Genomic DNA, 12,251 nt, shown 5'->3' on the forward strand with positions numbered 1-12,251 from the left:
ATCTAAGTTGATATAAAATCTTACAATCATCTAGACATTTTCAGAAATTTAAGTTAAGTTAAATTCACATTAAGGGAATGTCGTTCCTTTGAATGGAACGATGAGAAGGAGGTACCAAATGACTGACTCTGAAATTTTTGTATCAACGACTTTTTCTGTCGCTGCTCGCTGTGACAAAACCAATGCATTCGGAGCCATTGTTACAACGAGTAGCCCTGCTGTTGGAGCAAGAGTCATACAATGTCAAAGTGATACAGGAATTGTTCTCTCACAGAACATGACAGACCCAAGGCTTGCACGAATTGGAATGACTATTTTACAAGATCGGTTTGACGCTTCATCAGCTCTTCGAGCTATGAAAGCAGCAACCCCATACCCAGAATACAGGCAGTTAGCGGTGGTCGACAAAGATGGTCATTCTGATGCATTTACCGGAGAAAATGCTTTTGGCCCTCACGCTGGTCACTATTGTGAAAAAAATGTTGCAACCGTTGGCAATTACCTTAGCAACCCTGAAATACCTAAATCAATGGCAGAACAATACCTAACAAATCATCACTTATCTTTTCCAGATCGTCTACTAGACGCAATAGAGATCGGTTTTAATCTAGGTGGAGAAGTGAAAGATGAGAAATCAATCGCTCTTGTCATTTACACCGATACCACATTCCCATATATTGATTTACGTGTCGATTGGAGTGACGATCCTCTCAATTCTATGAAAAACCTATGGGAAGTATGGCGAAACCACGCAGATACCTATCGTCAAAAGGCTTTGAATCCAAATTTATAGTTTGTTGTCTACATAAACCACAAATAACGTTTAGTAATTTGACTTGAAAAATACCGTTCTATCAATCACGTAAAGTATAGAAGGGATGATCGTGAGATGACTAAGATTGACACGTTAATTACTCATGCAGATTTGTTTACGATGGCGGGTGAAGGTGTTGGGTTTGTTGATGACGGAGCAATCGCAATTGCCAATGGAAAGATTGTTGAAGTTGGTGTTACGAAAGACTTAATTCAACAGTATTCACCTTCTGAAACGATCAATGCCTCAGGAAAAATGGTCTTGCCAGGTTTTATTGATGGTCACATGCATTCCTATTGGGGAACGCTTCGCGGGGTTGGACAAGACACAAAAAATTGGATGCACAAAGGGGTTGGCCCTTTCAGAAAATACCTTGACGATCAGGCGAAATTGGCAGGAAGTAAGATGAATTTGCTTGAGGGTCTAGCGGCTGGTACAACAACTTTTGCTGATTACTCAACTCCGATTCATGAGATTGCCCAATTTTTTAGCCAATTGGGGGCTCGAGCTAGACTTACAAGTCATATTCGAGAGGTCCCAGATGATGTTCAACACTTGCTTAAAGATGGTGATTTGTATCCTTTTGACGAACAAAAAGGACGAGAATCATTAGAAGAAAATGTTCGTCTTATTGAAGAGTGGCATGGATATGACGACAACCGAATTACGGCATTGCTCGGTCCGCAAGGTCCAGACTTCCTCAGTGAACGATTACTTGAGACGGTACGTCAGCTTTCCGTTGATAAAAACATCGGTATCCATATGCACGTAGCACAGAGTAAGCGTGAGACTGAACAAATAATGAATCGCTATGGTCAAGGGTCGATTGATTTTCTAGAAGAGCGAGGCTTTCTGAATGAGCGACTCATTGCTGCTCACCTTACAGAAGCCAATGATGAAGAAATTGACCGTCTCGCCAAAGCAAAAGTCTCCATGATTTTATGTTCCGGTTCCATTGGAGTCATCGCTGGTCGAGTCCCTCCCGCAGCACAATTTATAAAAGCTGGTGGATATGTAGGACTTGGGAGTGACCAATGCTCAGGAAACAATTGCAATCAAATGATTAATGAAATGAAATTAACTGCTCTCTTTAATAAAATCATTCACCAAGACCCTGAAGTGTTTCCCGCCTATCAAGTATTACGAATGGCAACAATTGAAGGTGCACACGCCCTTGGGATTGGTCAAGACGTGGGATCACTTGAACCTGGAAAAAAAGCCGACTTGCAGTTCATTGATTTGAGTCATAAAACGATGCAACCCGTCATTAAAGAACCAATGCGTAACCATATCCCAAACCTAATTTACTCTGCGCGAGGCAATGAAATTGAACGGGTGATGGTGAGTGGTAAGACACTTTATTACAAAGGAAGTTATACAACCGTTGATGAGGAAAAAATAATGTATGAGTGTCAGCAGGAAGCCAATCGCATTACGAGCAAAATCAGCCCTGAAGATTTTGCAATTTCAAAAAACGCATCTTATATGAGCCTATGCCAACTATAATTAACTTGGGGGTAAAACGATGATTAAGACGAGAAAATCGACGATGGCCTTGTGGTTAAGTGCGCTAGCATTAACGACCGCTTGTGGTAACAGTGAGAGTGAATCGTCAAATACAGAAAGCGAGTCTGCAAATGACCAAGAAGCAACAGTTGACGACGTGGAATCAGGAGGAACATTGAACTTAGGCTATGGAACAAACCCAGCTACGCTTGATCCTCATATTACACCACATACAGCTACACGAGATGTGAGTCGCCATGTATTTGAACAATTACTTGCCATTGATGAAGACTATGAAGTCCAACCGTCATTAGCGGAGCGTTTTGAGGTTAGCGATGATGGACTCGTGTATACATTTATTCTACGTGATAATGTTACTTTCCATAATGGAGAACCGATGCTTGCTGAAGATGTTGTCGCTTCAATGGAGCGTTGGTTAACCCAATCTAGCCAAGGCCTCGCAAACTTTCCAGATGCAACGATGGTAGAGGTGGATGAGAACACTGTTGAGTTACATTTACAAGAGGCAACTCTTATTGGACCAAACATTCTTGCTGATGTTGCGCCACTACCTGCAATTATGCCAAAAGAGATTGCTGAAGAAGCAGGAACAGCAAGCATTAGCGAGTATATCGGCACGGGTCCCTTCCAGTTAGAAGAGTGGTCAATAGATCAACATGTTCATTTAACAAAATTTGAAGACTACCAATCGCCTGAGGGAGAAGCTAGTGGTCTAGCTGGAGAAAAAGAGGCGCTTGTCGACGAAGTGTTTTTTAACTTTATTACCGATGCCTCCACGAGGGTCAATGGAATTACAACTGGGGAGTATGATATTGCATTTAACCTTCCGTTAGATAGCTCTGACCAAATTGATGCGTCTGACGGTGTTGAACCGTTTTTAAGTGATGGGGGCATTATGGCTTACGTGTTCAACAACGATCAAGGACCACTGAGCGATCACACACTTCGCCATGCAGTCAATACTGCGGTTAATATGAACGATGCACTCATGTCCGCGTATAGTGATGATCGTTTTTATAGTCTTGACCCCGCACTTGCAAACCCTAATCAATCACACTGGTATAGTGAGGCTGGCTCAGAAAACTACAATCAAAATGACATTGAAGCCGCGAAGACACTCGTGGAACAATCTGAGTATGCGGGAGAAGAGGTTGTTATTTTAGCAACAAGTGAAGTGGATAACTTATACAATATTGCCATCTATACACAACAAGCGCTAGAAGAAATTGGGCTTAATGCATCACTGAGCGTCTATGACTGGGCTTCCTTTGAAGAAGCACGTGATAACCCAGAAAACTTTGACCTGTTCGTTGTTGACTTTGCTGTTCGCCCAACCCTCCATCAATACCCATTCTTAAGTTCTGAGTCGAGTTATCCTGGTTGGACAGAAAGCGATGAGATTGATGAGGCGCTAAAGAACATTACACAAGCAAGTACAATTGAAGATGCACAACCGTATGTCGACGAATTACAACTTGCGGTATGGGACTACTTACCAATCAGTAAAATCGGTAACAAACAAAACTTCGTCGCACATCGTGAATCTATTGAAAACTATCGTGATTTAATTGGACCGATATTATGGAACGTTACAAAAGATGAATAGGGAGAACCCCGTAGGGGGTTTTTTCTATTCATCGATAGAAGAAATTTAGAATTGAGGTGACTGTAATGCAAGCATCGACGTCACGCATTGAATCGTATTTTTGCAAGTTAAATGGAACTCCGATCTCAACAAATCAGAGCATGAACCGTCTTGCCTATACCGAAGATGAGCGCAGAGCTCATCACACCTTTTCTGAACTAGCCGTTTCTTTAGGGATGACTGTTCAAACAGATGCTGTTGGCAATACGATCGCTCGATTAAAAGGAAGTGATGATACTCAACCTGTCGTTGCCATCGGTTCGCATCTCGATACTGTAAGAAATGGCGGGCAATTTGACGGAACCGCAGGAGTCGTCGCGGGCTTGGAAGTCGTAGCCCTTTTCAATGAACATCGTATCCAACCTCACCATCCTATTGAACTGATTGCTTTTGTAAGCGAGGAATCTTCACGTTTTGGCGTCGCTACGCTCGGCAGCAAAGCGATGATCGGGGAATTCCCAATTGATAAGATGTCGACACTAACTGACCAAGATGGCGTCAGCCTAGCAGAGGCACTACGCCGATGTAAGTTAAATCCTGAAGTTGTTGAAAAAGCCTGTCGTTCAAAGACAGACATTAAATCGTTTTTTGAATTACATATTGAACAAGGCCCTGAGCTCGAAAGCTTAGACGTTCCCGTTGGAATCGTAAACGGGATTGCCGCACCTACACGATTAAAACTGACGTTTCAAGGTCAGGCAAACCATACCGGTACAACTTCGATGATGCGAAGAAAAGACGCACTCGTCGCTGCTTCTGAAATGATTTTATTCGTAGAAGACGCTGCCAAGCTTGAGGCCATCAATAAAACGGTAGCCACCGTTGGGATTTGCGAAGTAACTCCTGCCTCTATGAATGTGATTCCTGGTGAAGTCACGCTTTACGTTGATATTCGAAGTACAAGTATGGTTTCCAAGCAACGCGTACACCAACAAATCCGCAAAAAAGCTTATGTGATTGAGCAGTACCGAGGTGTGACCTGCGAGATTGACGTTCTAAGTAAAGAAATTCCCATTGTCATTGAACGTCATATCCAAGAACGATTACAGAGTGCTTGTGAAGAAATCGATATTAATTATGAAAACATGCCAAGTGGTGCTGGTCATGATGCGATGAACATGGCTAAACTCTGGCCTACTGGAATGATTTTTGTCCCATGCAAAAATGGTGTCAGTCATGACCCAACCGAATACTCAACGGTAGAACAAATTGCAGCAGGCACAAACGTCTTAATTACTGCCATTAGGCGAGAAGCATCACGCTAACAAGATCAACTAACCATTCAGGAGGCGTTCACCATGACAACATGGGATATGAAAATAGAAAATGGTACGATTGTGACAGATACTGAGCAATACAAAGCAAACATCTACATTCGTGAAGGAAAAATTAGCGCAGTGACTCATGAACAACTTACAGGGGATAGTCTCGAAACGATTGACGCTACTGGTCATTACGTTTTTCCAGGTTTTATTGACACCCATATTCATTCAAGGGATCCAGGTCCAACGTATAAAGAGGATTTTATTCATAGCACTCGCGCTGCAGCAGCCGGGGGAATTACAACGGTATTTGAAATGCCGAACACTTCCCCACCTGTGAATCACGCTGAGAACTTTGATCGTCAAGTCGAAAATTTAAGCAAAAAAGCATTTGTAGATTTCGCACTTTGGGGAATATGTGTTGGAGATTTAAACAATCAACACTTACCTTCACTTCAACAAAAAGGCGTTATTGGGTTCAAATTTTTTTGGGGGTACGCAGTACACGCAAAAACATACCAGCTCATGTACAACTACAAACCTGGAATGGAAGACGTTATTCCTCCATTTCAAGATGGTGACGTATATACGATGATGCAAGAAGTACAGAAGACGGGCGAAGTATTCGCAGTACATGCTGAGAATAATGATCTAATTCAAACATTAACCGAAAAAGTAGAAGCTCGCGGAGGTAAAAGTTATGAAGACCTCATCGCAACACGACCAGCTCTTGCAGAAGTACTTACTGTTAAAACCGGCATTGAGCTCGCACGTGAAACCGGTGTGCGTTTCCATGTGTTACATATTAGTTCAGGTGATGCACTTGACCTCATTCGAGATGCCCAAGCGGAAGGGTTACCTATCACTGTAGAGACATGCCCACACTATTTGTTTTTGAGCAATGAAGACTTCGCTCGTGTCGGACCACATATGAAAGTATACCCACCCGTTAAATACAAAAGCGATCAAGAGCGCATTTGGCAAGGGATTACGGATGGAACGATTTCTCACGTTTGTTCAGATCACGCTCCTCATACCGAAGAAGAAAAAAATGGGGGACTTTGGTCAATTCCTGCTGGCATGTGCGGAGTCGAGACACTAGTACCCCTTATGTTACAAGGCGTTACTGAAGGTAAACTCTCATTACAAGACGTTGCCCGTTTATTATCTGTTACACCTGCCAAACTTTTTGGTGTGCATCCTCAAAAAGGGTGCCTCACACCTGGAAGCGATGCGGACATTACAATTGTTGATATGAACAAAGAAAGAACGATCGACCGAGAACAACTGCACAGTAAAAGTAAAGTGACCGCGTATCATGGCAAAAAAATAAAAGGCTGGCCAGTTCAAACGATCGTTCGTGGTCAGATGGTTATGAATGATGGGAAGCTCTTTGGAAAACCAGGTCAAGGCAAACTTATCACAAAAAAGAGAAAGCAATCGTTACCGTTTAACTAACAAAAACAGGGTCTAGTATTTATTGAACTAGACCCTGTTTTTTATTGCAATTTTTATCTTTGCACGACATTGTTTAAACCTTCACTTCCTCACCGACTCGATACTGTTCTACACCTTCCACGTAGGTTGCGATTACTTGGATGTCTTTAAGTTGCTCTTCTTGGACAACAAACGGGTCATGCGAGACGACCATAAAGTCGGCTTTCTTTCCTACGGTTAATGTACCACGCTTGTGTTCATCGAAATTGCCGTATGCAGCATCAACCATGTAAGCACATAATGCGTCGTATACAGATAAGCTTTCGGTACGATCGGTTTTCGTTCCGCTACTCGTCGTGCGCGTAACGGCTGTGTAGACACCAAGAAAAGGGTTCCCTTCCGTTACTGGCAAATCGGAATTTCCAGGAGCTACAATCCCGTATGCTTTGAACTTCTGGTGTGGAAACGCGCGCTTTACGCGTTCGTGTCCTAAATTGTTCACGTAGCCATCACCAATACTATAGAGGAAACCGATGGAAGAACCCGCAATAATGCCAAGCTTTTGCATTCGCTTTAGGTGATCTTCTGTTGGTAAGATCGCGTGTTCAATACGGTGCCTCTCTATATGTGGATACTTCTGTATCTCTGCATATTCGAACGCTTGAAGCGCCATTTCAAGTGCACGCTCACCGATGGCATGAACAGAAATTCGCAAATTATTTTGAATCGCTTTTTTGAAGCGGTCATTTAATTCACTCTGTTTCAAGTAGACAATTCCGTAATTGTTAGCTGTCCCTTCAAAAGGTTCAGCTACCGCTGCCGTTTTGCCTCCAACACTTCCATCGATCATAAATTTAATGCCTTGAACGTTTAATTGCTCATTACCAAAGCCAGATTCAATGCCTAAGGTCGTGATTTCTTCTTGCAATCCTGTCCGGCTCATTTGCGTACGTCCCCATAACCACATGCCAACATTTAAGCGTAGTCGGTTTTCTTTTTGTAGTTGCTGGTACACTTTGAACTCTTCTTTGCCTGTTGCCATGTCATTGATCGTGGCAATTCCCCAACTTAGGAAAATCTCTTCGGCAATTTTCCAGGCCCGCTTCGTGTCTTCAATTGAATACGTTGGTGTCTTAAATACACTCATCGCGTCTTCCATCACATAACCTGTTAACGTTCCAGATTCATCGCGCTCAAACGAACCACCTTCAGGGTCATTCGCATCAAGTGCAATCTCACTCGATTCAAAGGCCTTCGTATTCACCATGGCGTTGTGTACACACGTCCGAAGCAAGAACACCGGATGTTCAGGCGCAATTTCATCAAGATCCGCCATCGTGACAAAACGCTTTCCTTCCATTAAATTCTCATCCCAACCTGCTCCAATGATCCACTCGCCCTTTTGCTTTTTGGCGACTTCTTCTTTAATTGCTTTAATTACGGCTTCACGATTCGGGGTTATTCTCGGTCTAAGATCCAACTCTAGTTGTTTTTTTGCAAAATCAAGAGGGTGAGCATGACTTTCGATAAATGCCGGTAGCACCGCTTTCGAATCGGCATCGTAGACTGCTGTGTTCGAGCCTTTCAATTCATCAATCTTATCAATAGATCCTACCGCAAGGATGCGTCCATCTTTTACAGCAAAACTATCAGCATGATCTCCTTCTACTTCCATTGAATAAACCTTCGCGTTTGTGACGATTAGATCTGCAACTAACTTCATAGCGCTTCACTCCTGTTCGCACTTTGATTTAGGTTACTCGTCATGAATGTGACCGCAAACAACACAATAATAGACAGTGGTAACCCGACAAAAACTGGATGTAAACCAAATGGATGATCGAGCAATTGCCAACCAATCGCGGTTGCTAGACCACTCCACATGGAAGCGAGACCAGCAACCTTCGTGACGCCACCCCAGACAAGACCGACCATAATAGGAGCTAGCATCCCCGACACAAGCATAGCGGTTCCCGTTACCCACAAACTGACAAGTTGCGGGATATATAGTGCTAATAAAAGCGCAATGACGGATACAATTCCAACACTAACGCGACTATAAAATAGCATTTTTTGATTACTTGGGTTCTTCACTCTCGGACCAATAATGTCATTTACAATTGACGAAGCACCTGAGATGAAGAATGAGTCAGCCGTTGAAATTACGGTTGCAAGTAACGCAAGAATCATCAGTAATACGAGTGGGAATGGGAAGACTTCTCCGACCACTTCATAGTAAACGAGTGAAGGGTCAATCGTCATATTCAACCCATGTAAACTCATAATTCCTATTAAGACGACAACGATGCCTGTTAATGTCATCAGAACAATTGAAATCCAATAACCGACGTTCATCGTTTTTTCAGAACTTGCTGCCCAGAAACGTTGCCATAAATCCTGACGTACACATTGATACGCTCCGATTGTAAGTAAGAAAACAAAAATTTCCTGCGTCGGTAAACTAGTGAGCGATAACATCCAGCCGTCTCCAGCTTCTCTTGCATTTTGCTCAACATTTTGCCATCCACCCGAATAATACATCACAACAAAGAAAAGCAGGAAGATTCCGACGGTTTGAACGGTCCCGTGAATTGCATCTTGTAAGACGACAGCTTTTAACCCGCCAAAATACGTTTTAATTGTAAGCAAAATCCAACCAATAATAATTCCGACAGTAAAATTTACATCCATCGTAAAACTTAAAATGGTTGCAATCGAGACGAATTGCATTCCGGTAATGGAACAGTACGCCATTAATACGGCAATCACGGTTGGAAGCCGTGCTTTTTCACCGTAACGAAGCGCTGCAAAGTCGCCGAGAGTGACCATGTTATGCTTCTCACCGAGCCTACGAATTCGCTTCGCAAAGAATAACACGAGCACAACGGAGAAAATAAAGATCCCGATGTTCGCCCATTGTTGGCCCATTCCGATTTCATACCCACTCGTCATATAACCGAGTAAAATCGACCCACCGATTGCTGTCGCAACAAACGTAAGAATAAGTGAAAACATTCGCACGCCACGACCAGCAACATTATAATCATCGTAGGTTTTGACACCTCGACTTACCCATATACTAAAGCCGAACAAAAAGAAAAAGTACACAATTACAGCAATCGTAATGATCATCATTTCTTGATCGTTAAACATGGAAGTCATCCTTTCACTCTTTGGAGCGTTTTGTTTTGATCATTCACTATTGCTATATTCCATGCAGATTGTGTAGATTCCTTCGCTTTTTTGTCAAAATCACACTTTATTCTGTTAAATTTCCTGACAAACTAAAGTGATCACTCGCTAATCCGTGACTAATGTCACCTCTTCTTCCATTCCTTGTAAAAGGTCGTACGTATGAAGTGTAACTGTTGGCTTTTTTTGATAACCACTTTGATCACGTTTTGTATAATATAGCTGATCATCTTGCAAGAGAATGTTCCCAACAGCTGAACCGATGTTCAACCGTTCACCTTCATAAACGAGATCATAATCATAGTTCTCATTGCTATTCGGGTTCATAATGGTCTGGTAGAGCAGTTCATCTTCATAAATCACTGATTGACTAACGTCGACTTCCGTTTCTTCACCTGACAATAATTCAACTTCTTTTGTATTCGGATCAAACAGGTACGAACGTGAAACAGAATCGAAAATTGAATCTGCCGTTCGTTCTTCTAGTTCATAATCATCATACATCGTTACAACAAATTGTCCTTCATCTAGCACTTGATGAACCGTCATCGCTCGATCAAAGATTCGAGTCAATGAACCGTCTTCTTCAACTTTAAAAAAACCCTCATCTAACGGTTCAAAGCCTTGCTCAGGCTCAACTCCTTGCGACACTTGAATTCCACCTGTATAAAGCTCATCATTCGTTTCATCATAGACAAGCTGATTGAGTACTCCTCTTGCCTCAACAATGACGTCACCTGCATCATTGATAATTTCGCTCGTTCGAAGTTGATTTTCTCCTTCTCCTGCTGGTTGATCATCATAGCCTGTTGTATGAATAAACAATACTTCGTCTCGTGCAAAGGCAAGATCAAAGAATTGATAGCCAGGATCAGCTTCATAGATTTTTTCCTCATCGACAAACACTATTTCCAGTCCCTCATGCTCTAATGCATACAACAATTGATCACTTTGAACGTCAAACTCCCCTGTAAACCGCGGACCATCGTCTTCGTTCGTTTGAATGTAACCAACGATCGCTAATGATAAGACAATACCGGTCATCACGCCGAGTAACAGGAGTATATTGGTGAACTTCATCCTTGGAACCTCCTTCCTCTACGGTCTAAACGGCCAGAAAAACCGTACAATTTCCATTGGCACAATCTCAAACCAAAGACTTGCAATCGGCAATGTCCCAAACAAAAAGACGAACAGCGTAATAACGGTACTGATAATCATCGCTCGCTTCGTTCGTTGTAGAAGTTTTGCTTGCAACACGTAACTTAGTGCCCATACGACGATCGGCAACGCGTAATTGAGCAAAATAATGTTCAGGCCAACAAAAATCATTGCACCGAAGCTCATCGTTACATTAATCGCAGCAATGATAAAACCTGTCGTTAATTGCAAACTATGAAAATAACGCCTAGTCTTAACTTCTTTCGATGACTCGTTGTACGATAGCGTCGTCAGATAAATGAGTGCAATATTCAATAAAATCAAGACATAAAACAACACATGAAATGACGTTGCTTGCGTATAAAGGCCTGTTAGACCAAACAAAATAAACAGCAACAAATGCACCAACAATGCCATGTTCATCCACAGTTTACGTCTAAGCACAAATCGCTGGTTTAATGATAAAACGAGCACCGCTATTTGCCCGATAAAGATCGTAAATAATGAATAGACTGCCATTTGTTCAGATACGACGATATGGACAAACAGTGCACACATCCATAAAAACGAACCAAACACAAATCCAAGAAACATCTCTCTTCGAAAAGGGAATTTCGCTTGTTGAATTTGATCTCCTAGGACCGACTCTTTGCCAAACTCAGTCATGGCTTCCTCCTCTGCTTCCTTTTCAGATTTGCCATTGCTCATTTTATCTTCTTTCAGATCTTCAAGATGAGCGAGCAACTCTTCATACAAATCCTCATGTTCAGCGCGACTCCCGTCCGTTTGCTGGACGATCCGCGCTACAAAACTCGGAAAACTACTCATGAGACTCACTCGTCCGTTGGACGAGATCGTTTAATACGCCCCAATCCGCACGCTTTTTCTTGAGCTCCCGTACACCATCTTCAGTAACCTGATAATATTTTCGTCGCTTCCCGCTACTATCATTCCAATACGATTCGATCCAGCCTTTTTTCTCCATACGTTTCAATGATGGGTAAAGTGTGCCTTCACTCATTTGGTATGACTCATCACTAATCGAGCGCAACTTTTTTGTCATTTCGTAACCATATAAGTCTTCTTTCGCAATGAGTGAAAGTAAGATCAAATCAATATTGCCTTTCATCATTTCTTTATCCATCGAATAACCTCTTTTCTTCATACCTCGTATTACAAAGTATAGACATAGCAATGTATGAAATTCAACAGT

The 12,251-nt window shown here is 42.3% G+C and carries 10 protein-coding genes; 5 read left to right on the top strand and 5 right to left on the bottom strand.

The annotated features are described in order from the left end of the window. The first annotated feature begins 118 nt into the window (after positions 1-118). The 5 genes from JOD17_RS09350 to allB all read left to right on the top strand — a co-directional run bounded on the left by JOD17_RS09350 (position 119) and on the right by allB (position 6,706). The gene (locus tag JOD17_RS09350; RefSeq protein ID WP_239575402.1) at positions 119-793 is read left to right on the top strand and encodes a DUF1028 domain-containing protein; all 675 of its coding nucleotides are present in this window, start codon (positions 119-121) and stop codon (positions 791-793) included. 96 nt (positions 794-889) lie between these two features. After that, positions 890-2,320 carry an amidohydrolase family protein gene (locus JOD17_RS09355; RefSeq protein ID WP_204697268.1) on the top strand — a complete coding sequence of 477 codons (1,431 nt, stop codon included), beginning with the start codon at positions 890-892 and terminating at the stop codon, positions 2,318-2,320. Between the two features lie 19 nt (positions 2,321-2,339). After that, on the top strand, positions 2,340-3,947 hold the full coding sequence (locus JOD17_RS09360) for an ABC transporter substrate-binding protein (RefSeq protein ID WP_204697269.1): 1,608 nt from the start codon (positions 2,340-2,342) through the stop codon (positions 3,945-3,947). A 65-nt stretch (positions 3,948-4,012) separates the two neighbouring features. Further along, the gene (locus tag JOD17_RS09365; RefSeq protein ID WP_204697270.1) at positions 4,013-5,251 is read left to right on the top strand and encodes a Zn-dependent hydrolase; all 1,239 of its coding nucleotides are present in this window, start codon (positions 4,013-4,015) and stop codon (positions 5,249-5,251) included. A gap of 33 nt (positions 5,252-5,284) precedes the next feature. Further along, the gene (allB, locus tag JOD17_RS09370) at positions 5,285-6,706 is read left to right on the top strand and encodes an allantoinase AllB (protein WP_204697271.1); all 1,422 of its coding nucleotides are present in this window, start codon (positions 5,285-5,287) and stop codon (positions 6,704-6,706) included. A gap of 73 nt (positions 6,707-6,779) precedes the next feature. Here allB and JOD17_RS09375 read toward each other — a convergent pair whose 3' ends face one another. The 5 genes from JOD17_RS09375 to JOD17_RS09395 form a co-directional block, all read right to left on the bottom strand. After that, the gene (locus JOD17_RS09375) at positions 6,780-8,408 is read right to left on the bottom strand and encodes an amidohydrolase (RefSeq protein WP_204697272.1); all 1,629 of its coding nucleotides are present in this window, start codon (positions 8,406-8,408) and stop codon (positions 6,780-6,782) included. After that, complete coding sequence (locus tag JOD17_RS09380; protein WP_204697273.1) at positions 8,405-9,838, bottom strand: sodium:solute symporter family protein; 1,434 nt, start codon at positions 9,836-9,838, stop codon at positions 8,405-8,407. Before JOD17_RS09380 ends, JOD17_RS09375 begins: the two co-directional genes overlap by 4 nt. Before the next feature lie 147 nt (positions 9,839-9,985). Next, a complete protein-coding gene (locus JOD17_RS09385) occupies positions 9,986-10,957 on the bottom strand; it encodes a hypothetical protein (RefSeq protein WP_204697274.1) in 972 nt (323 codons plus the stop codon). 18 nt (positions 10,958-10,975) lie between these two features. Then, positions 10,976-11,866, bottom strand: a complete 891-nt coding sequence (locus tag JOD17_RS09390; RefSeq protein WP_204697275.1) for a permease prefix domain 1-containing protein — start codon at positions 11,864-11,866, stop codon at positions 10,976-10,978. After that, on the bottom strand, positions 11,859-12,182 hold the full coding sequence (locus JOD17_RS09395) for a PadR family transcriptional regulator (protein WP_204697276.1): 324 nt from the start codon (positions 12,180-12,182) through the stop codon (positions 11,859-11,861). Before JOD17_RS09395 ends, JOD17_RS09390 begins: the two co-directional genes overlap by 8 nt. Positions 12,183-12,251 lie beyond the last annotated feature (69 nt).

Origin of the sequence: Geomicrobium sediminis, assembly GCF_016908595.1 — a bacterium.
Classification (GTDB): Bacteria; Bacillota; Bacilli; order Bacillales; family Marinococcaceae; genus Geomicrobium_A; species Geomicrobium_A sediminis.

Excerpts from the sequence above, each read along its gene's own strand:
- JOD17_RS09350 (WP_239575402.1), top strand. The coding sequence starts at position 119 with ATGACTGACTCTGAAATTTTTGTATCAACGACTTTTTCTGTCGCTGCT.
- JOD17_RS09355 (WP_204697268.1), top strand. The coding sequence starts at position 890 with ATGACTAAGATTGACACGTTAATTACTCATGCAGATTTGTTTACGATG.
- JOD17_RS09360 (WP_204697269.1), top strand. The coding sequence starts at position 2,340 with ATGATTAAGACGAGAAAATCGACGATGGCCTTGTGGTTAAGTGCGCTA.
- JOD17_RS09365 (WP_204697270.1), top strand. The coding sequence starts at position 4,013 with ATGCAAGCATCGACGTCACGCATTGAATCGTATTTTTGCAAGTTAAAT.
- allB (WP_204697271.1), top strand. The coding sequence starts at position 5,285 with ATGACAACATGGGATATGAAAATAGAAAATGGTACGATTGTGACAGAT.
- JOD17_RS09375 (WP_204697272.1), bottom strand. The coding sequence starts at position 8,408 with ATGAAGTTAGTTGCAGATCTAATCGTCACAAACGCGAAGGTTTATTCA.
- JOD17_RS09380 (WP_204697273.1), bottom strand. The coding sequence starts at position 9,838 with ATGTTTAACGATCAAGAAATGATGATCATTACGATTGCTGTAATTGTG.
- JOD17_RS09385 (WP_204697274.1), bottom strand. The coding sequence starts at position 10,957 with ATGAAGTTCACCAATATACTCCTGTTACTCGGCGTGATGACCGGTATT.
- JOD17_RS09390 (WP_204697275.1), bottom strand. The coding sequence starts at position 11,866 with ATGAGTAGTTTTCCGAGTTTTGTAGCGCGGATCGTCCAGCAAACGGAC.
- JOD17_RS09395 (WP_204697276.1), bottom strand. The coding sequence starts at position 12,182 with ATGGATAAAGAAATGATGAAAGGCAATATTGATTTGATCTTACTTTCA.